The sequence below is a fragment of the Streptomyces sulphureus DSM 40104 genome (genome assembly GCF_000381025.1).
Classification (GTDB): domain Bacteria; phylum Actinomycetota; class Actinomycetes; order Streptomycetales; family Streptomycetaceae; genus Streptomyces; species Streptomyces sulphureus.
Genome location: NZ_KB905824.1, coordinates 57,665 through 77,154 on the forward strand (window position 1 = coordinate 57,665; position 19,490 = coordinate 77,154).

The window sequence follows — 19,490 nt, forward strand, 5'->3', positions numbered from 1 at the left end:
GGCAATCGCGGGAAAGAGACCACCCTGCACAAAAGGTCCCCAGCCTGCGGCCCGTCGGCGTCAACACGGCGCCGATCGCGCGATGTTGACGCGCAGGGGGCGCGCACGGTGCGCAACTACGCGCTGGATGCCCACTGTTCCCGTCTTCCCCGCTCTGAGCTGCACTCGTACGCACACGTCCCGGCTGACGCCCAACCGGGCACCTGGACGGCGCCGGGCGTCCCGGCGCCCGCGGCTGCCATGATCGGCGTACGACGGCTGCCGGACTCCGTGCCCGGCAGCCGTACCAGTGCGCGTAAGGAAGTGGGCCCAGAGTGAGCTACGTCGTCGTTGCCCGGTACCGCACCCTGGAGGGCAGGGAACAGGAGGTGCTCGACCTCCTCGATCGGGCCGCCGCCGCCACCCGCACCGAACCCGGCAACCTCGCCTACCGCGTCCACCAGGGCGCGGAAGACCCGCGCACCGTCGTCCTCTACGAGGAGTACCGGACGGAGGCCGACCTCGCCGCCCACTGGGCGAGCGAGCACTTTCGCGACGTCGTCGCGGGACGCGTCATCCCGCTCCTGGAGAGTCGCGAGGTGGTGCGGTGCCTGCCGCGGGACCAGTGAGCGACGTCCGTACGGCAACGGGCGGCGAAGCGGGGCGCGTTGGGTTGCGCCTTACACAGCTTTACGGTGCGTCGCGGGTTCACGTCGCGAGTCGACGCGTCCGCGGGGAAGCTCAGGTCGCCGACAGGAAGGACGAGGATGCGGCTCCGGGAGCGCCAGGCTTGTGGACTCCGCCACGTCGCCACCGGATTCGGCGCAGGGCGCCCGCTGCTGCCGCCCGTGGTGCGGACGGCTCTCCAGGAGCAAGGGCGCTGCCGTCCAGTCGCCCCGTGAACTTCTCTGCCACGCAGGCGACTTGAGCCCCGGCTCGGCCGTCGGCGACGTGCTCGGGGGTGCGGAGGCTACGGCGGCGACCCCGCGGCTCGACTCGCCTCCGGCACCCTCCTGATGCGGCGGCAAGCGGAGCAGCACCGCTCCTACCTGCCGACCGCGCGGTACCGAACCGTCGCGTCGTCCCGGTGCACGGCGGCTCGCCGCCCGACCGAAATTGCGTTGCGGGCGACCTCTCCCCGTGCCAGGGTGCTCGCGTTCCTGTAGCCGATCGTGCGAGGCAGCAGATGCTCAACCGGAGTGTTCTCACGGCCCGGCGGCCCCCGGTGGCCGCACCGCGGACGAATGCTTCGGAGTCTCTGCATGCCCACACAGATCACGGCGCTCGGCGTCACGAAGAGCTACCCGGGTAGGACCGTCCTCGACGAGGTCTCCTGCTCGGTCGCCGCCGGCTGCACCGGCGTCGTCGGGGAGAACGGCTCGGGGAAGAGCACGCTTCTGCGCCTCTTCGCCGGAGCCGAGCGGCCGGACGCGGGCGAGGTCCGCGTCGAGACGGAGGGCGGCGTCGGATACCTGCCCCAGCAAGGGGAGTTGCCGCCGCACGCCACCGTCGCTGAGGTCCTCGCCGAGGCGCTGCGCGAACTCCGCGCCGTCGAGCGCCGGATGCGGGAGCTGGAGGCGCGGATGGCCGACGGCGCGGAGCAGGTGCTCACCGAGTACGGCGAACTCCTCACCGTCTTCGAGGTGCGCGGCGGCTACGACGCGGAGGCACGCCTCGAACGCACCCTCCACGGCCTCGGGTTGGCGAAGCTGCCCCGCGACCGCCGCGCGGGCGACCTCTCCGGCGGCGAGCAGGTACGGCTGCGCCTCGCAGCCCTCCTCGCCGCCTCGCCCGAGGTTCTCCTCCTCGACGAGCCGACCAACCACCTCGACGACGCGGCGCTCACCTGGCTCGAGGACCACCTGCGCACGCGCCCCGGCACGACCGTCGCCGTCTCGCACGACCGCACCTTCCTCGAACGCGCCGCACACACCCTGCTGGAGGTCGACGCCGACCGCCGCACCGTCCTCCGCCACGGCAACGGCTACGCCGGCTACCTCGCCGACAAGGCGGCGGCGAGGCGCCGTTGGGAGCAGGCGTACGAGCGGTGGCGCACCGAGGTACGCGCCCAGCGGGAGGCCGCGGCGACCACGGCGCGGCGGGTCGCGTACGGGCGCGGCCCTACCGACACCAACAAGATGGCCTACGACCGGGCGGGCGGACGAGTCCAGCAGTCGCTCGCCAGCCGGGTGCGGAACGCGGAGGAGCGCCTCCGCAGACTCCTCGCGGACCCGGTCCCCGAGCCGCCCCAACCGCTGCGTTTCCGCGCCGAGTTGGCGTCGCGGCGGCTCCGAGGGCCCGTCCTCGCGGCCGACGGCGTGACGGTGGCCGACCGTCTCACGCCGACGGACCTCGCGCTCCGCTCGGGCGAGCGGCTCCTCGTCACGGGCCCGAACGGCGCGGGCAAGAGCACCCTCCTAGCCGTCCTGGCAGGCGAACTGCCTCCGGACGGGGGCACGTTGCGCCGCCGCGGGCGAGTCGGCCACCTGTTGCAGGAACCAGTCGTCGGGGCGCCGGAGCGGACGGTGCTGGAGGCATTCGCACGCGGACACCGCGGCCGTTCGGAAGAGCACCGCCAAAACCTGCTGCGCTTGGGCCTGTTCGCCCCCGAGGTGCTGGAGGCGAGGGTCGGCACACTCTCCACGGGTCAGCGCCAGCGGCTCGCACTCGCCCGCCTCCTCAGCGAACCCGCCGAGCTGCTCCTCCTCGACGAGCCGACCAACCACCTCTCACCCGCGCTCGTGGAAGAGTTGGAGGCGGCACTCGACGCGTACGGCGGTGCGCTCGTCGTCGTCAGCCACGACCGCAGGCTCCGGCGGCGCTGGAAGGGGACGGAGCTGCGGCTGCCGGCCGGGGACGACCCTTGCCTTCAAGAGCGCTCCAACTCCTAGGCTCCACAACGACGTTCCCGACCAGCACGGCGTACGACCCCACCCGGGAGGAACAGTGCAGGACTTTCACGACACCCCGCTCCCGACGCGCACCCTGTGGCCCGACGGTCCGGAGGTCGGCGCCCTCGGCCTCGGCTGCATGGGCATGAGCTGGGGCTACGGCACCTCCGCCGACGCCGAGGACCCGGCAGCGGTGATCGCCGAAGCGCTCGACCTCGGCGTCACCTTCCTCGACACCAGCGACGTCTACGGCCCCTTCACCAACGAGGAGTTGGTGGGGCGCGTGCTCGCCGGCCGCAGGGACGAGGTGGTGCTGGCGACGAAGGGCGGCCTCGTCGCCGACTTCGAGACGTCGGGCTCCACCCCGGTGCGGCCGGACGGCCGCCCCGAGCACCTGCGCCGAGCGGTCGACGCGTCGCTGAAGCGGCTCGGTACCGACCGCATCGACCTCTACTACCTGCACCGCCCCGATCCGGAGGTCCCCGTCGAGGAGTCGATCGGTGCAATGGCGGAGGCCGTGGAGGCGGGCAAGGTCCGTGCGCTCGGCGTCTCCGAGTTCAGCGTGGAGCAGCTCGACCGGGCGCAGGCCGTGCACCCGGTGGCGGCCGTGCAGTCGGAGCTGTCGCTCTGGACGCGGGACCACCTCGCCACCTCGCTGCCGTGGTGCGAGGCGCACGGAGCGGCCTTCGTCCCCTTCTCGCCGCTCGGACGCGGCTTCCTCACGGGCCGGTTCAGGGCCGCCGCCTTCGCCGACGACGACTACCGCACCCGCATGCCGAGGTTCCAGCAGGAGAACCTCGCCGCCAACCTCGCGATAGTCGAGGGCGCCGAGGCGGTGGCCGCGCGGCACGGTGCGTCGGCCGGGCAGGTGGCGCTCGCCTGGACGCTGGCGCAGGGCGAGCACGTCGTACCGATCCCGGGCACGCGGCGCCGCTCCCGACTGCGGGAGAACGCGGCGGCGGCACAACTCCGGCTCAGCGAGGAGGACTTGGCCGCGCTCGACGCCCTTCCCGCGCCGACGGGCGAGCGTTACTGAGGGCGCGCGCCTTCCGGGCCTGCCCCCGCCGTGCCGTAGAGGGGGACGACGGGCGGCGCCTCGGCCGCCAACTGCGCGACGGCGGTGAGGCGTTCGGCTTCACCGAGCGCCTCCCACGCCATCGCGTCGTCGAGCGCGGGGGAGATGCGGTCCCAGTTCTCGCCCCGCGCCCTGATCTCGCCGCCGCGGTGCTCCGACGCGTCGCCGTACCGCTCGTTGCGCTCCCGGACGTCCGGGGTGTCGGCGGCGTAGAGCAGGAAGAGGTCCTTGTCCGTCCGGGCGCCGTACGGGTTGCGCGTGCGGAGGTCGGCGAGGTGGTAGGCGCTGAGCCTGATCGCCTCGTTCGGCTTCCCCTCGATGTATGCGGCGAGTTGGGCGTCGCTCATGCCGCTCAGCGGGGAGCCGTCCTCCGCCGTGAACGCCGGCGGATGGCGCTCCAGCACGCGGCGGGCCGTGCCGGGCTTGAGATGCGTGATGCCGAGGGACTTGTCCGGCTTGACGGTCCCGGCGAAGAGCCGGTTGAGTCGGCGGCCGACGAACGAGGCAGGACCGTCGGGCGAGCCGTCGACGTGCTGGTACCACTGCTGTTCCTGCCACAGCGTCGCGAGGAGCAGCTTGCGCGACGTGCCCGTCTCGCGTGCCGCCCTTGCGACGGCGGCGAGTTGGGAGGGCGTGACGTTGATGGGGTGGAGGTCCTCGTCCCTCTCGCTGAGGCGCAGGGCTATCGCGTGGGGGGTGCCCTCTGCGGGGGCGGCCTCCGGAGTCCGACCGTCGGGTGCCGAAGCCAACTCGTCGGTGAGCGTGGGGGCTTGGTACTGCGGCGCCGGGGGACGCGAGCGGCTCGGGGCACAGGGCTGTGCGGCGGCGTCCATGTGTGGTGTCCTCACCCGGCCCCTCCTCCGCGAACGATGTACGGCTCTCCCCGGGATGTCCCCTTCGACGAGGGGCTCCACGCGGTGGCGTCGGCTCGTTCTGCGGGGTGGCCAGTGTGGCAGACGCGTGCCGGGGGGCTCCGGGCGGTGGCGCCCGTCATTCCTTCACCGAGTGCGGCCCAACTCTTCTGTCCCGTGTGCGGAGTTCGCCCGCCGCACCGGTCGCGACGAGTAGCAGGGTGAGCCCCACGCCCGCGAGCACGGCGGTCGACGGCGGGGCCGCGCGCTGCGCGACGCCGACCACGGCGGCGCTGGCCGCGTAGCCGACGCCGGTCGCCGCGTACATCACCGAGTACGCCGCCGCATGCGCGCTCGGCGGCAGGGACTCGCGCAGCGACAGGGACCGCGTCAACTGCACGCCGGACTGGAGGAGTCCGGCGCCGAGCAGCGCTCCCGCGATCCACGGCAGCGACGCAGCCGTCGCGACGACGGTCACACACCCGGTGACGCCGACCAGCAGCACCAGGCCCTGGACACGGAGCGGCCCGGGCCACGCGCCGCGCAGCCCGTAGAGCGCGGCACCGACCGCCGAGGCGACCGAGAACCCGGCGAGGAGCGGACCCGCCCAGCCCACGCCGAGCGCCCGCTGCTCCAGCAGTGCGGGCAGGGCGAGTTCGGCGAGGGCGAGCAGCGACATCGACGCGGCCCCGACGACGTAGACCGGCCACGCCCCGACCAGCATCCGCGCCAGCGAGGCGCCTCCCCGGTCACCCGTCTCCGCGGCCCACCCGGCGGGCAGCGCCCACAGGCCCGCCGTCGCCGCGGCCATCAGCGCCCCGGAGAGCAGGAGCGGCAGGGACGGCGCGACCCCGAGCGCGAGCGCCCCCGCGAGAGCGGGCGCCACCGACCAGAGCGTGTAGGTCAGGACGGACTCGACGCTCAGTGCCTTGACGACGAGACCTTCCGGAAGCTGTGCGACCACCAGGGCTCGCAGCCCGCCTCCCGCTGCCGCGGGCGCGCCACCCGCGAGCGCGGCGAGCGCTCCCAGGAACACCGGATGCGCTCCCGGCAGCACCCCGACCGCCCCGAACGCGCAGGCCCCGACGGCGAGTCCGGCCGCCAACTGCCCACGCGCCCGCTCCGGCCGCAGCCGCGCCCCGAGCACCGCGGCCCCGACCACCTCCCCGACGACGTAGGCAGCCGCGAGCCCGGCACCGACGGCGTACCCGCCCGGCCGCTCCCGCACGAGGAAGACGAGCGCGAGCGGCGCCATGGCGACGGGGAGGCGTGCGCAGGCGACGACCAGTGCCCAGGTGGTGAAGAGGCGGGTGGCCAGGTGGCGGTAGTGCACGGCGCACTCCGACGGTGTTGTGGGTGGGTCGGGGGCGGTTGCGCCCGGTGGGGAGGTGGTTCCGTCCGGGTGGGGCTCGGCGGGCTCAAGTCATGGCAGGCCGACCAAGGTTGGGACCGTCTTGGCCGCCTCGCCCGTACGTCCGGTGCTGTGCGGCGGCGTCCCGTCCTCTACGGGGTGCGGGTCAGGTGCAGCGGTCGGGGGCCGCGTGCGTGAGGAACCGGTGCCAGGCGGTGGGTGCGAGAGCGAGCGCGGGGGCGTCTGGGCTCTCGGAGTCGCGTACGTGGACGGTGCGGGGGCAGGCGGCGACTTCGAGGCAGTTGCCGCCTTCGTCGCCGCTGTAGCGGGACTTGAACCAAGCAAGTCCCGGCCGAACGCGACTGGCCTGTGTGTTTCTCATGACTCTCCTGGCAGACGGTCCAGCAGGCTCCTGCTGTCTTCCGGGCTGAGGGCACGAACGGACCGTCGAGACCGGCATGGGTTCCCCGTCCGAACGGCAGCAACTGCACGGTGATACCCGGTTGTTCGGCGCTCACACGCAGACCGTGGAGCTGCTGGAGGTAGGTGCCCCCTTCCTCCGAGGCGGTCTCGGAGTACCGCCTCGGAAAGGATGGAACTCGCGGGCGGAGGTTCTTTGCGCTGGAAGATCTCCTGACGTTCCGTCCGAGCCGCCGCTCGAGCCCCGGCACGACGCGGTTCTGGAACGACCCGATCGCCACGGCCTCCCGCTCCCGATCGATGAACTCCGCCGTCCACACCGGTTACTTGTCCATCTCCGGAAGGTTCTCCGCGGCAACCGCCAACGTCCCCTTCGTGCCGAGGAGTCCGTCCAACTGCTCCGCGAGGTCCGGCTTGAGCGGCCGCCTCCGGGCCGGACGACGTCAAGGGCCGGTGTGGTCGCCGATCTCCCCGGAGCGCCTGCTGGAGCCGGGCCCGAACCAGTCCAGGCAGACGACCGTGGCGTCGTCCAGGAGGTCGCCGCCTGTGGCTTCCCTGAGCGCCCTGGTCATGAAGCGGACGGCCTCGCGGGGATGCTGGTGGGCGTCGCGTTCGATCACTGCGGGGAGGTCGAAGTCGGCGGTGTTGCGCTCCGTCATGCCGTCGGTGAAGAGCACCACCCTGTCCCCCGGCTCCAGGCTCACCTCCTGCACCCGGTAGTCGCCGTGCCAGGGGAAGCCGAAGGGCAGGTCGATGTGGGGTTCGATCTCGCTCACGCGGCCGTTGCGCAGCCGCATCGGCCAGGGGTGCCCCGCGTTGACCAGCAGCGCGCGTCCGCTGGTCAGGTCGATGCGGAGGAGCTGCCCCGTGACGGTGGCGCCCTGCCCGTGGTCGGCGAGGGCCCGGTGGGCGGCGCGGGCTTGGTCGGCGAGGCTGCCCCGGGCACGCCGCGTCTGGCGGAGCGCACCGACGACGAGGGTGGCGAGGAGCGCGGCGGCCTCGTCGTGGCCCATCGCGTCGGTGACGGAGACGTGCAGGGTGTTCCAGTCGAGGCTGTAGTCGAAGGTGTCGCCTGCGATGCTCCCCGCGGGTTCGAGCCCGCCGGCGACGGTGGCCTGGCCCGCCTCGACGGTGAGCGCGTCGGGCAGGAGGTTCTGCTGGATCTCGGCGGCGAGGGTGGGGGTGGAGCTTCGTCGGCCCCACTCGAAGAGGTCGGTGAAGCGGCGGTTGGTGGCGACGACGTAGGCGAGCGCGTGCGCGGCCTGCGCGATCCGCTCCTCCTCCGAGGGGCTGGGCGGACGCGGCATGACCAGCTCCAGCACGCCGACGGCGTCCCCGCGTGTGGTCACCGGCGTGACCACACGCAAGCCGCTGCCGTAACCGTCGGCCCGGGGCGCCTCGGTGATGCGCAGTTGCTGCCTGCGCATCACCTCGTCGTAGATCGTGCCGGGGACCTGCACCGGGTTCCGTTTGCCCGCGCCGTCCGGCGGCAGCGCCGGCACGCGCCACAGCATCTCGCCGCCGAGGTCGGCGATGAGGAAGCACATCTCGGTGGCCTTCACCTGCTCGGAGAGGACGTCGGCCACCACGACGACCGAGTCGACCGGCGGCGCCTGCTCGACCGCAGCCAGCAGGTCCGCCATCGTCGTGCTCTGCTCCGTCACGGGAGCACCTCCCATCGGCACGCGTCGCACGCCCGCTCCTCCGGGAGGCCCCGGTCCAGGACGCCGACGGCTTCCGCCGCGCCGGTCCGCGGGTCCGGAGCCCGCCGAGGTGCACACGGCGTCCCCGCGATGCGACGACGACCGACCCGGGGCGTCCTCGCCGGACGGCCGGACTCGCCGTCGGGCCGCGGAGGGCGGGTTTCCGCTCCCGTCGCGGGTTGCCCTCCCGGTCATGCCGAAACAGGGCACGCCTCGCGTTGCGGGAAAGCGGCCGCGCCGACGTCCGGACCGGCGCGAAGGCGAGCGCGCTACCAGCCCACCGCGCCGGACTCCACCCGCCGCGCCGGGCCGCTGTTGGACCCGGTGGCCGGGCCGATTTACGGTCGGGCTCGACGGTGCAGAGGGCGAAGGCCCGACGGCCGCGCTCCCCGCAGACGACCGGAGGCAGACCATGGCCAAAATCCTCTTCGTGATGACAGGCGCCGACCACTGGACGCTCCAGGACGGCACCCTCCACCCGACCGGCTTCTGGGCGGAGGAGGCCGTCGCGCCGTACGAGGCGTTCAAGGACGCGGGCCACGAGGTCGTCGTCGCCACTCCCGGAGGGGTCGTGCCGACGGTCGACAAGGGCAGCCTCGCACCCGAGTTCAACGGCGGGGAGGACGGCGCCGCCGCGATGGCCCGTTCCCTGGAGACCTTCGACGAGCTGCGCGAGCCCGTCGAGTTGGAGGAGGTCGACCTCGACGGGTACGACGCCGTCTTCTACCCCGGCGGCCACGGCCCGATGGAGGACCTCGCCGTCGACGAGAACTCCGGCACCCTCCTCGTCGAGGCGCTCGACCGCGGCACCCCCCTCGGCATCGTCTGCCACGCGCCCGCCGCGATGCTCGCCGCCATCCGCGAGGACGGCGGCAACGCCTTCGCCGGCTACCGGGTCACCGGCTTCACCAACGCCGAGGAGTCGCAGGTCGGCCTCGCCGACAAGGCGGCCTGGCTGCTCCAGGACCGGCTCGTGCAGGCGGGGGTGGACTTCCAGGAGGGCGAGGCGTGGGACCCGCACGTCGTCGTCGACCGGCAGCTCGTCACGGGCCAGAACCCCGCCTCGGCCGCGCCGCTCGCCGAGGAGCTCCTCAACAAGCTGGCCTGAGCGGGCCGTCGGCGCCGGGACCGTGCTCGCCGTCGTGCCGGGTCCGGCGAACTCCTCATGCGCCGCGCCGTGTTCGGGTCGCCACCACGAGCGCGGCGCGCGGTGTGCCGTCCGGGCGCCTGCCCAGGTCGGGGAGCGGGTGGAGCCGGGGTACCAGGTCCGCCGCGTGCAGGTCCGCGAGGACATCGCGGAGCGGGAACGTCCGGTAGTACATGACGAAGCGCGGCCGGTGGAGGGCGTTCCGCAGCCGCATCGCGGTGTCGAACCCGAGCGTCGCCCAGTACGCGGCGGACCCCGGTCGCGGCGGGGCGGCGACAGGGAAGGCGAACCGCCCTCCGTCGCACAGCACTTCGCTCACCCGGCGGAAGAGCGCGGGCCGCTCCGACGCAAGGAAGTGCCCGAACGCGCCGAAGCTGACGACGAGTTGGAAGACGGGGCCGAAGGGGAGTGCGAGCGCGTCGGCCCGCACCCACTCGGCCGGGCCCGCGGCCGACGCCCTGCCGGCTGCGAGCATCCCGGCGCTGCGGTCGAGCCCCACCACGCCTTCGGTGCACAGGCGTTGGAGCACGCCGACGCCCGCACCCGTGCCGCAGCACAGGTCGAGGCCGCGCGCGTACGGGCCCAGCGGGCGCAGCGCCGCGGCCGTCGCGTCGAGGACGCGCTCGGGGGTGCGGAACGGGGTCGCGTCGAACTTCGGCGCGAGCAGGTCGTAGCCGCGCTCGACGGACGAGAGGGCCTGCACGGCGAGTTCGCGCACGGTGGGGCCGCCGGGGGAGAACATCGCCGCCAGCATAAGCCCGGCCGTCTCGGCTACGGCCGCGCGAAGGCCCGCGCGGCAGGACTAGCATGGCCGCCCCGACGGCAGCGACGAGAGGGAGACATGGCGGACCAAGGCGGCATACCCGGCGGTGCGGGGAAGGGTGAGGACGCCGGCGCGCAACCCTGGCCCGCACCGCAGGACGCGCTCCCGGGACCGTCGCCGTACGCCCCGTATCCGCGGATGGGCCCGTATGCGCAGGAGGGCCCGTATGCGCAGGCCGCTCCGTACCCGCAGGCCGCGCCGTCGCCGTACGGGCCGCAGTACGCCGCCAACCAGCCGCCGTACGCCCCCGGTTACGGCTGGGGCCCACCGCTGCCGAACGGGCAGGCCGTCGCGGCGATGGTCCTCGGCATTCTCGGGCTCTTCACCGTGCCGCTGGTGCTCTCGGTGATCGCGGTCTGCCTCGGCACCGTCGCGAGGACGAAGGCGGACAGGGGCGTCGCGGCCGGGCGCAGCATGGCGGTCACCGGGTTGGTGACGGGATGGGTCGGGCTCATCGGCTTCGCGCTGGTGCTGCTGCTCGTCGCCGTCGTGGTGGGCTGAGCGGCTTACTCCTCGTCGGGCATGGGCGCCGGTTCGGCCTCCTTCATGCGACGGTCCGTCCAGTACCCGTCGCCCTGGTCGTGCTGCACCTCGGAGGTGGAGGTGCTCTCGGCGGGCCCGGAGGGCTCCGGTGAGGGTTCGGCCGTGTCCTGGCGGAGCGCGACGACGGCGGTCACGGCGGCGACGACACCGGCGACGAGAACGAGCTTGCGGATGCCGGAGCGCTTCACGGCGACCTCCCTGGCGGTTGCGGAGCCGTACGCGTACGGCGCTCACCCCGCCACGCTAGTGGCTGCGCGGCGGGGTGAACACCGGGGCGTGCGGGGCGGGTTCAGGTGACGGGGCCCTGTTCGTCGAACATCGCCTTGACGCTGTCGCCGAAGTAGGAGCTTCTGTTCACTCCGTTGCTGTCGACGGTGGACATGACGCCGTTGGTGTTGCCCAGCCCGGAGGACTCGTCGAACTCACGCATCCACGGACCTCCGCTGGAGCCGCCGCCGAAGTCGCAGCCGAGTGCGAGCTTGCCGTCGGAGTCGGAGGTGGTGCCCGTGCAGTACCACTGGAGTTCGCCGTTGTCGCGGTTGCCCGGGTAGCCGTTGATCGTGATGTCCTGCTCCCGCGAGTAGTTCCAGCTCAGCCCGTTGCCGCCGGTGCGGTTGACGAGCTTGTCGTCGTCCTGCGGCCAGGTGGTCACCATGGCGACGTCCCAGTTGAGGTCGCCGTTGTCGATCCAGCCGTTGAAGGTGCGGAGCTGCTTGGCGGCGAAGGTGCCGTAGGGCCGGTCGCCGTTGCGGTACTCGGGCGCGTACGCCCAGTTCTCCATCCAGTCGCCGCCGTTGCCCTCGTGGGCGCAGTGGCCCGCGGTGATCGCCATCTGCTTCGAGTCGCTGTTGAGGGCGCTCGCCGAGCAGACGTAGTCCTTGCCGTCGCTCGGCTTGGTGAAGAAGACCTTGCCGGCGACCGGGGTCTCGTCGATCTTCGTGCGCACGTCACCCGAGGGGGCCGCCGCCGGTGTGTCCCCCGGGGTGCCCGTCGGCTGCTCGGCGGTGCCGGAGGAACGCTTCGCGCCGGCGTCCTCCGCGGTCAACGGCTGGGCGTTGCGCATGCGTTCAGGCGTCCAGTACTCCTCCACCTCCTTCGCGCTGCTGAGCGTGTCGACTCGGGCGCCGTCCGCCGTGCGGGCGGGCGATGCGGTCGTCGAACCGTCCGGCGAGGGCGCCTGTTGGGCCGAGGCGGGTGCGACCGCGGCCAGTGAGAGGAGGGCGGCGGCGGGCAGAGAGAGTAAGACGTGCCGAAAGAGGCGCACTTGTGTTCACCTTCCGAAGTTCCGGACACTCTGGGCGCACGACACCGTAGGGTGACGGAGCGGCCCGCGGAAGACCGCCTGCCCCCGGGTGGTGAACGCCGCCTCGCTGCCTCGCAGTTGGGGGCGGGTGCAGGGTCTCCGATGAGACGCAGGGCACATGCAAGGAGTCGCCTCGCCGCACCTGGGGAGCTGCCTCTCCATCTTCGGACCCGCCTGGTTCACGGACCCTGAAAGGTTGCTCCCTCTGATCTGCCTCTGGCACGAGGCCGCACCCCTCGCCGTCGTCCCCTCCCCGACCTCGCCTGGGAGATCCCGCTCATCGGCGACTCGCCCACGCTCTCCGACGGGCTGGAGGCGACGTACATGTTCCGGATGTTCGTCTTCGTCCGGCCGCTGATCCTCCTCGCCGTCCTCGCCTTCGGCTGGATCGAGAACCTCGCTGCGCGCCGCCGCCCCCGCCTCCTTCCGACCCGCTCCCGAGGGACCGCGCGGCGCGCGGGCGGGCGCGTGCGCTGCGGCCTTCGTGTCGCGTACGGTTGACGGCTGCCTCAGCCAGCAGAAAGGGGCCGGCGCGTGGGAGCGCAGCACGACAGCGTTCACGAGCAGCAGCGTCTCCGGGACCGCGAGAGCCTCAGGGAACGGGAGATCCACGGCGAGCAGCACCACCTCGACGAGGTCTACCGCCGCCTCGAGGAGAAGATCGACGAGGCCGAGTTCCTCATGGACGACGCCGCGAAGCGCGCCCAGGTCGGCACCCCCGGAGCCCTCGCCGAACGGGACGCGCAGGTCTTCCGCGCCGGCGTCCATCTCAACCGCCTCAACAGCGAGTTCGAGGACTTCCTCTTCGGCCGCATCGACCTGCTGGAAGGCAAGGACGGCGTCCGCGGCCCCGACGGCGCCCACACCTCCGTCGAGCCCGCCGAGGGCGCGGTGCGCACGGGCGCCGACGGCACGGAGACGGCGGAGATCGCCGAGACGCTCCACATCGGCCGCCTCGGCGTCCTCGACGCCGACTACGCGCCGCTGGTGATCGACTGGCGGGCCCCGGCCGCCGCCCCCTTCTACCGCGCGACACCCGTCGCCCCCGGCCGCGTCGTCCGCCGCCGGGTGATCCGCAGCAAGGGCCGCCGCGTCCTCGGCGTCGAGGACGACCTCCTCCGCCCCGGCCTGCGCGCCACGCTCGACGGCGAGGAGCTCGCCGTCACGGGGGACGGCGCCCTGATGGCCGCGCTCGGACGGGCGCGCAGCCACACGATGCGCGACATCGTCTCGTCGATCCAGGCCGAGCAGGATACCGTCATCCGCGCCCCCGCCGCCTCGGTCACCGAGGTCGCGGGAGGTCCGGGGACGGGCAAGACGGCCGTCGCGCTCCACCGGGCCGCCTACCTCCTGTACCAGGACCGCCGGCGCTACGCGGGCGGCATCCTGATCGTCAGCCCCACCCCGCTCCTCGTCTCCTACACCGAGGGCGTCCTGCCCTCGCTCGGCGAGGAGGGGCAGGTGGCCATCCGCTCCCTGGGCTCACTCGTCGAGGGCGCCGAGGCCGACGCGTACGACCCGCAGCCCGTGGCGCGGGTCAAGGGCTCGGCGCGGATGGCGAAGGTGCTGCGCAAGGCCGCGCGCGGCGCCCTCGACCTCGACGAGGTGCCGCAGCGCTTGCGCGTCGTCGTGGCCGGCGGCCGGATCGAGCTCTCGGGCGAGGAGCTCCAGCAGGTGCGCAGGCAGGTCCTCGGCGGCACGGCGCCCGTCAACCTGATGCGCCCCCGCGCCCGCAGGCTCCTCCTCGATGCGCTCTGGGAGGCGTCCGGCGGCCCCCGGAGGCACCTGGACCCGGAGCTGGCGGCCGAGGCGCGGCAGGGCTTCGACGAGGACGTCCAACTCGAGGACTCCTTCGGGGAGTTCCTCGACGCCTGGTGGCCCGAGCTGACCCCGCGCGGCGTCCTCGCGGCGATGGCCGACGCCGACCGCCTCGCCCGGTGGTCCCGCCGCGTCCTCACCCGCGAGGAGTCGGCGCTCGTCGCGGAGTCGCTGGCGCGGGCGCTCCCGTCGAGCGGCCCCGACGCGCTCTCGGCCCACGACGTCGCCCTCCTCGACGAACTCCGCACCCTCCTCGGAACCCCGGCACGCCCCGCGAAGCGCGAGGCAGACCCGCTCGACCAGCTCACGGGGCTCGAGGAGTTGACGACGTTCGCCGACCGCACGGCACCGCGCCGCGAGCGGGCCGAGCGCGCGGCGGAGGAGCGCAGGGACTACGCGCACGTCATCGTCGACGAGGCGCAGGACCTCACGCCGATGCAGTGGCGCATGGTCGGCCGCCGGGGGCGCCGGGCGACGTGGACGGTCGTCGGCGACCCGGCGCAGAGCTCCTGGTCCGACACCGAGGAGGCGGCAGCCGCCCGCGACGAGGCGCTGGGCAAGCGTCACCGGAATCGCTTCGAGCTCACGGTCAACTACCGCAACCCGGCCGAGATCGCGACGGTCGCCGACCGTGTCCTCACGCTCGCGATGCCGGGCAGCGAGCCGCCCCGCGCCGTCCGCGCCACCGGTGCGGAGCCGCGGTTCGAGGCGCCGTCGGGCGACTGGGGCGAGGCGGTGCGCGCCGCGGCGCAGCGGCTCCTCGGCGAGGTCGACGGCACCGTCGGCGTCGTCGTGCCGATGTCCCGGCGCGAGGAGGCCGCGGGGTGGCTCGACGGGCTCGGGGAGCGGGTCGTCGCGCTCGGCAGCCTGGAGGCGAAGGGGCTGGAGTACGACGCGACGGTCGTCGCCTCGCCCGCCGAGATCGCGGACGAGTCCCCCGCGGGCCTCCGCATCCTCTATGTCGCGCTCACCAGGGCTACGCAGCGGATCACGGTCCTCGCTGCGGAGCGCGACCTCCCGGACGCCGAGGGTGTCCCGGACCTGCTCACGGAGTGAGCGCGGCGGGGCTCAAATCCGTTGCCTCGCTGGGGAATCACCGTGCCGAGGTCTTTGTTAGCCTGAGTGTGGCACCGGCCCGATCCATGCCCCCGGGCCCAACCATTGTCGCTACGAGCGACCACTTGCCGCGAGGCGAGCTGGCGGGTCGGTGTCACTCTTCTTCTCCCCGCCCGGCCGTCGCGCCGGGCTTTTTGCGTTGGCGCGACGGTTCCCGGACCCCCGCTTCGGGCGGAGGTCCGGGAACCGGGGTACGGGTGCCGGTCAGCGCCGCTGCGGCGGCGGCCGGCGGGCGGAACTGCCCGGTGGCCGGCGGCGCTTCAGCCGACGACGCGGACCTGCTCGGCCTGCGGGCCCTTGCGGCCCTCGGCGATCTGGAACTCGACGCGCTGCGAGTCCTCGAGGCTGCGGTAGCCCTCGCAGTTGATCGAGCTGTAGTGCACGAAGACGTCAGGCCCGCCGCCCTCCTGGGCGATGAAGCCGTAACCCTTCTCCGCGTTGAACCACTTGACGGTGCCCTGAACCATTTTCTGGATCTCCCATGGGTGCATCTGGCGTGTGCGGGCCGATCCTAGGGCCGATATGCCGGATTCCTACATATTGCTACGGGTTTCGACGCAAGGAATACCGGGTTCCGCTCGACTGCTTCAATTCCGCGTGGGGGAAGATGAGTTCCGTCATACCGGTTTCGTTACCGCGTACCAGTCAGTAGGTGGGACGATCTGCCGATGTGCCCCGCCGGCGCCGAAGGATCGGCGCCCAGCGGCCGGCACAGCACAACGACACAAGCGAAAGCAGAGGGAAGTCGGCAATGAGCTCGGCGCCAAGCGTCTCGTACTCGATGACCGTCCGTTTGGAGGTCCCGGCAGGCGGGACCGCGGTCAGCCAGATCACCACGGTCGTGGAGTCCTCGGGAGGCTCGGTCACCGGCCTCGACGTCACCGCCTCGGGCCACGAGCGGCTCCGCATCGACGTCACGATCGCGGCCAGCTCCACTGCGCACGCCGACGAGATCGTCGCCGAACTCCGCGCCATCGACGGCGTATCGCTCGGCAAGGTCTCCGACCGCACCTTCCTCATGCACCTCGGCGGCAAGATCGAAATGTCGTCGAAGCACCCCATTCGCAACCGCGACGACCTCTCCATGGTCTACACGCCGGGCGTCGCGCGCGTCTGCACGCAGATCGCCGAACACCCCGAGGACGCCCGCCGCCTCACCATCAAGCGCAACTCGGTCGCCGTCGTCACCGACGGCTCCGCCGTCCTCGGCCTCGGCAACATCGGGCCGCAGGCGGCGCTCCCCGTGATGGAGGGCAAGGCGGCGCTCTTCAAGCGCTTCGCCGGCATCGACGCCTGGCCGATCTGCCTCGACACCCAGGACACCGACGCCATCGTGGAGATCGTCAAGGCGCTCGCGCCCGGCTTCGCCGGCGTGAACCTGGAGGACATCTCCGCGCCGCGCTGCTTCGAGATCGAGGCCCGCCTCCGCGAGGCCGTCGACATCCCCGTCTTCCACGACGACCAGCACGGCACCGCCATCGTCGTCCTCTCCTCGCTCTACAACGCGCTGCGTGTGGTGGGCAAGCGGATAGACCAGATCCGGGTGGTGATGTCGGGGGCCGGCGCCGCGGGTACGGCGATCCTCAAGCTGCTGCTGGAGGCCGGCGTCGAGCACGCCGTCGTCACCGACATCCACGGCGTCGTCCACGGCGGGCGGAAGGACGTCGCGGAGGCGGCGCCCGACTCCCCGATGCGGTGGATCGCCGACCACACCAACACCGAGGGCGCCACGGGGACACTCAAGGACGCGGTCGTCGGCGCCGACGTCTTCATCGGCGTCTCGGCCCCCAACGTGCTCGACGGCGCGGACGTCGCCAAGATGGCGCCCGGTGCCGTGGTCTTCGCGCTCGCCAACCCGGACCCGGAGGTCGACCCGGCCGTGGCGCGCGAGACGGCGGCCGTCGTCGCCACGGGGCGCTCGGACTTCCCGAACCAGATCAACAACGTGCTCGTCTTCCCCGGCGTCTTCCGCGGGCTGCTCGACGCCCAGTCGCAGGTCGTCGACGACAGCATGATGATCGCGGCGGCCCGCGCCCTCGCCGACGTCGTCGGCGAGGACGAGCTCAACCCGAACTACATCATCCCGAGCGTCTTCAACGAGAAGGTCTCGGGCGCGGTGGCGGACGCGGTCCGCGAGGCCGCCCAGGCCGGGGCCGAGGCGCGCGGCGGGAAGGACGCGGTCGAGGGCGAGCCGCTCGGAGCGTGAGCAGAGCGGGCCGCCGACGGCCGGCGCGTGAGCCGTGCGCGGCCGTGCGCCCCGGCGTGCGCGGCCGTCGCGGCGGCGCGTCGCGGTTCACCGCCGCTTGCGGGCCCGCTTAGGGTGTCCCGCAGACGCAGGCCCCGGGAGGGTCACCACAGCCGGCCGCTGGCGTTCCCCGCAGTCTTCGAAGCCGGTCCACGGGCGCCGGATTGGCTTTCCCGCCGCAGGTAGGGGCAGGATGCGTCACTGGGCGAGAGGGTCTAAAAGCAGACCCGGGTCCGGGGACTGTCCGAGGGCCCTGGCAGCATCGGCTTCGATCTCACGCCTCATCGGCAAGAAGAACACGGGAGTACGAATATGAACCGCAGTGAGCTGGTGGCCGCTCTGTCCGAGCGTGCCGAGGTGACCCGCAAGGACGCCGACGCCGTTCTGGCAGCACTCGCCGACACCGTCGGCGAGGTCGTCGCCAAGGGCGACGAGAAGGTCACCATCCCCGGCTTCCTCACCTTCGAGCGCACCCACCGTGCCGCTCGTACGGCGAGGAATCCGCAGACCGGCGACCCCATCCAGATCCCGGCCGGTTACAGCGTCAAGGTTTCCGCGGGCTCCAAGCTCAAGGAAGCCGCCAAGGGCTGAGCGGCCGAGGCGGCGGGCCGCACGTCGCGCACAGCGGCGCGCAGGTCCGCCTCGGACATCGCAGCGAGGGGCGGCTACCGGGTACTCCGGTGGCCGCCCCTCGCTGTGTGCGGGTCCGCGGGTCACGCCCAGGCGGTATGCAGCTCCTCCCAGCGCACGCCGTCGAGGGAGTCCCGTATCCACGTCCGCGGGCCCGCCTGCAGACCCGGCACCGTGGGCACGCCGAGGACCCGGCAGCCGGCGGCGAGCGCGGAGGCCACGCCTGTCGGGGTGTCCTCGACGGCGAGGCAGTCGGACGGCTCCACGCCCAGGAGGTCGGTGGCGGCGAGGTACGGGTCGGGATGCGGCTTGCTGCGGGCGGTGTCGTCCGCGGTGACGGTGCAGGCGAACCGCTCGGCGCCGAGGGTGCGCAGCACCAGGTCGACGACGGGCCGGCCCGAGGCGGTGACGAGCGCCACGGGTGTCCCGTGCGCCGTCGCCAGCTCCAACAGCCCTACGGCGCCCGGCTGGGCGGTCACACCAGCGGCGATCCGGAGCATGAACGCGGCGTCGAGCCGCCTGGCCGTCTCCTCGACGCTGAACGGCAGGTGTGCGGCCAGTTGCGGTACCGCCGTGTCGAAGGGCAGCCCGGCGTAGTGCAGCAGCGTCTCATCGCCGGGTGATTCCCCGTGGGCGGCCAGGAGTTCCGCGACGGAGTCGAGCCAGTGCTGCTCGGTGTCGACGAGGGTGCCGTCCATGTCGCAGAGCAGGGCGGCGGGGAAGGTGGGCATGGGGACTCGCTCTTCGGTCTCGGTGCGGGGCGTACTGGGGCGGTCGGAGGTGGCGCGGGACGGGGCTCAACCCTCGGTGCGGGTGAGCGAGTTGGCCTGGAGGGAGTTGCGGACCGTGAACGCCACCGAGCCGGGCCGGTATCGGTCGTCCGAGGTCTCGACCGGGCGGCCGTCCTGGGCGGTTGTCGTGCGGCGCACCCGCAGCAGCGGGTTGCCGCGGCGGAGCCGGAGGTGCCGCGCCTCCAGGGTGCCGGCGGCGAGCGCGTCGATGTGGTGTTCGCCGTGGGTGAAGACGAGGCCGGTGTCCTCGTGCAGCCGGCGGGTCACGGAGACGCAGTCCGGCGGGAGTTTCTCGACGGCGGTGCCGATCCAGTCGGCGTAGACGGCCCGTTCCAGCAGCACGGGGTCGCCGTCCAGGGTGCGCACCCGCAGTACCCGGAAGACCCTTGCGCCGGTGGGCACTTGGAGCCGTGCCGCGATGTCGCCGCCGGCCGCCTCCCACGCCGACTCCAGAACCAGGCCGCCGGCGGTGTGCCCGCCGGACGCCGCCCACTGGGCGAAGCTGCGTAGTTCGGTGAAGCTCTGGCTCGGGGTGGTGGTCAGCACCATCCGCCTGGCGCCCTGGCGGGAGCCGATCATCCCTTCGGCGAGCAGCGCGGAGACGGCCTGCCGCACGGTGCCGCGCGAGGCGTCGTACGCGGCGGCGAGTTCGGCGTCCGACGGCAGGGCCGAGCCGACCGGGTAGCGGCCGTCGGCGATGGCGCTGCGCAGGTCGTCGGCGATCTGCTGGTGACGGCGGGTCATCTGGCTCCTCGGGTGCCGACGCTGGGCGACGTTCTGCTGTACGCCCCCGCCGGCCCGATC

General features: G+C 73.1%; 20 protein-coding genes. 9 read left to right on the forward strand and 11 right to left on the reverse strand.

Annotated features, from left to right (window positions below):
• Positions 1 to 314: 314 nt before the first annotated feature.
• From F603_RS0126525 to F603_RS0126535, 3 genes are all read left to right on the forward strand, one after another.
• Positions 315 to 608, forward strand: a complete 294-nt coding sequence (locus tag F603_RS0126525) for a putative quinol monooxygenase (protein ID WP_019548971.1) — start codon at positions 315 to 317, stop codon at positions 606 to 608.
• 633 nt (positions 609 to 1,241) lie between these two features.
• Positions 1,242 to 2,870, forward strand: a complete 1,629-nt coding sequence (gene abc-f, locus F603_RS0126530; RefSeq protein ID WP_019548972.1) for a ribosomal protection-like ABC-F family protein — start codon at positions 1,242 to 1,244, stop codon at positions 2,868 to 2,870.
• Between the two features lie 55 nt (positions 2,871 to 2,925).
• Complete coding sequence (locus tag F603_RS0126535; protein WP_019548973.1) at positions 2,926 to 3,906, forward strand: aldo/keto reductase; 981 nt, start codon at positions 2,926 to 2,928, stop codon at positions 3,904 to 3,906.
• Here F603_RS0126535 and F603_RS0126540 read toward each other — a convergent pair.
• From F603_RS0126540 to F603_RS0126555, 5 genes are all read right to left on the reverse strand, one after another.
• Positions 3,900 to 4,793 carry a hypothetical protein gene (locus F603_RS0126540; RefSeq protein WP_245600915.1) on the reverse strand — a complete coding sequence of 298 codons (894 nt, stop codon included), beginning with the start codon at positions 4,791 to 4,793 and terminating at the stop codon, positions 3,900 to 3,902. The genes F603_RS0126535 and F603_RS0126540 overlap by 7 nt on opposite strands.
• Positions 4,794 to 4,935: 142 nt before the next feature.
• The gene (locus F603_RS0126545) at positions 4,936 to 6,129 is read right to left on the reverse strand and encodes a hypothetical protein (protein WP_019548975.1); all 1,194 of its coding nucleotides are present in this window, start codon (positions 6,127 to 6,129) and stop codon (positions 4,936 to 4,938) included.
• A gap of 184 nt (positions 6,130 to 6,313) precedes the next feature.
• On the reverse strand, positions 6,314 to 6,529 hold the full coding sequence (locus F603_RS0126550; protein WP_019548976.1) for a DUF397 domain-containing protein: 216 nt from the start codon (positions 6,527 to 6,529) through the stop codon (positions 6,314 to 6,316).
• On the reverse strand, positions 6,526 to 6,885 hold the full coding sequence (locus F603_RS36415) for a Scr1 family TA system antitoxin-like transcriptional regulator (RefSeq protein WP_342665936.1): 360 nt from the start codon (positions 6,883 to 6,885) through the stop codon (positions 6,526 to 6,528). Before F603_RS36415 ends, F603_RS0126550 begins: the two co-directional genes overlap by 4 nt.
• 125 nt (positions 6,886 to 7,010) lie before the next feature.
• Positions 7,011 to 8,246, reverse strand: coding sequence for a PP2C family protein-serine/threonine phosphatase (locus tag F603_RS0126555; RefSeq protein ID WP_019548977.1), 1,236 nt, complete (start codon positions 8,244 to 8,246; stop codon positions 7,011 to 7,013).
• A 436-nt stretch (positions 8,247 to 8,682) separates the two neighbouring features.
• Between F603_RS0126555 and F603_RS0126560 the strand changes: the two genes are divergently transcribed.
• Positions 8,683 to 9,378, forward strand: a complete 696-nt coding sequence (locus F603_RS0126560) for a type 1 glutamine amidotransferase domain-containing protein (RefSeq protein WP_019548978.1) — start codon at positions 8,683 to 8,685, stop codon at positions 9,376 to 9,378.
• A 55-nt stretch (positions 9,379 to 9,433) separates the two neighbouring features.
• Here the strand turns inward: F603_RS0126560 and F603_RS0126565 are convergent, their stop codons facing one another.
• Positions 9,434 to 10,159 carry a class I SAM-dependent methyltransferase gene (locus tag F603_RS0126565; protein ID WP_026328736.1) on the reverse strand — a complete coding sequence of 242 codons (726 nt, stop codon included), beginning with the start codon at positions 10,157 to 10,159 and terminating at the stop codon, positions 9,434 to 9,436.
• 99 nt (positions 10,160 to 10,258) lie between these two features.
• Here F603_RS0126565 and F603_RS0126570 point away from each other — a divergent pair, with 99 nt between their 5' ends.
• Entirely contained in the window at positions 10,259 to 10,741 is a 483-nt protein-coding gene (locus F603_RS0126570; RefSeq protein WP_019548980.1) for a DUF4190 domain-containing protein, read from the forward strand.
• A gap of 5 nt (positions 10,742 to 10,746) precedes the next feature.
• On the opposite strand, the gene F603_RS0126575 is transcribed toward F603_RS0126570, so the two are convergent.
• Both F603_RS0126575 and F603_RS0126580 read right to left on the reverse strand, forming a co-directional pair.
• The gene (locus F603_RS0126575) at positions 10,747 to 10,971 is read right to left on the reverse strand and encodes a hypothetical protein (RefSeq protein ID WP_019548981.1); all 225 of its coding nucleotides are present in this window, start codon (positions 10,969 to 10,971) and stop codon (positions 10,747 to 10,749) included.
• 101 nt (positions 10,972 to 11,072) lie between these two features.
• Positions 11,073 to 12,047, reverse strand: a complete 975-nt coding sequence (locus tag F603_RS0126580; RefSeq protein WP_019548982.1) for a trypsin-like serine peptidase — start codon at positions 12,045 to 12,047, stop codon at positions 11,073 to 11,075.
• A 363-nt stretch (positions 12,048 to 12,410) separates the two neighbouring features.
• Here F603_RS0126580 and F603_RS35265 point away from each other — a divergent pair, with 363 nt between their 5' ends.
• The gene (locus F603_RS35265; RefSeq protein ID WP_019548983.1) at positions 12,411 to 12,587 is read left to right on the forward strand and encodes a hypothetical protein; all 177 of its coding nucleotides are present in this window, start codon (positions 12,411 to 12,413) and stop codon (positions 12,585 to 12,587) included.
• Between the two features lie 33 nt (positions 12,588 to 12,620).
• A complete protein-coding gene (locus tag F603_RS0126590) occupies positions 12,621 to 14,960 on the forward strand; it encodes a HelD family protein (RefSeq protein ID WP_019548984.1) in 2,340 nt (779 codons plus the stop codon).
• Between the two features lie 320 nt (positions 14,961 to 15,280).
• Here F603_RS0126590 and F603_RS0126595 read toward each other — a convergent pair whose 3' ends face one another.
• Positions 15,281 to 15,487 (reverse strand): cold-shock protein, encoded by a 207-nt coding sequence (locus F603_RS0126595; RefSeq protein ID WP_019548985.1) that lies wholly within the window; start codon positions 15,485 to 15,487, stop codon positions 15,281 to 15,283.
• A gap of 284 nt (positions 15,488 to 15,771) precedes the next feature.
• Between F603_RS0126595 and F603_RS0126600 the strand changes: the two genes are divergently transcribed.
• Together F603_RS0126600 and F603_RS0126605 are read left to right on the forward strand one after the other, a co-directional pair.
• Complete coding sequence (locus tag F603_RS0126600) at positions 15,772 to 17,226, forward strand: NAD-dependent malic enzyme (protein ID WP_019548986.1); 1,455 nt, start codon at positions 15,772 to 15,774, stop codon at positions 17,224 to 17,226.
• 351 nt (positions 17,227 to 17,577) lie between these two features.
• Entirely contained in the window at positions 17,578 to 17,856 is a 279-nt protein-coding gene (locus F603_RS0126605; protein WP_016908406.1) for an HU family DNA-binding protein, read from the forward strand.
• A 122-nt stretch (positions 17,857 to 17,978) separates the two neighbouring features.
• On the opposite strand, the gene F603_RS0126610 is transcribed toward F603_RS0126605, so the two are convergent.
• Positions 17,979 to 18,626, reverse strand: coding sequence for an HAD family hydrolase (locus F603_RS0126610; protein WP_019548987.1), 648 nt, complete (start codon positions 18,624 to 18,626; stop codon positions 17,979 to 17,981).
• Positions 18,627 to 18,692: 66 nt separating this feature from the next.
• The gene (locus F603_RS0126620) at positions 18,693 to 19,430 is read right to left on the reverse strand and encodes a GntR family transcriptional regulator (protein WP_019548988.1); all 738 of its coding nucleotides are present in this window, start codon (positions 19,428 to 19,430) and stop codon (positions 18,693 to 18,695) included.
• Between the last annotated feature and the right edge of the window lie 60 nt (positions 19,431 to 19,490).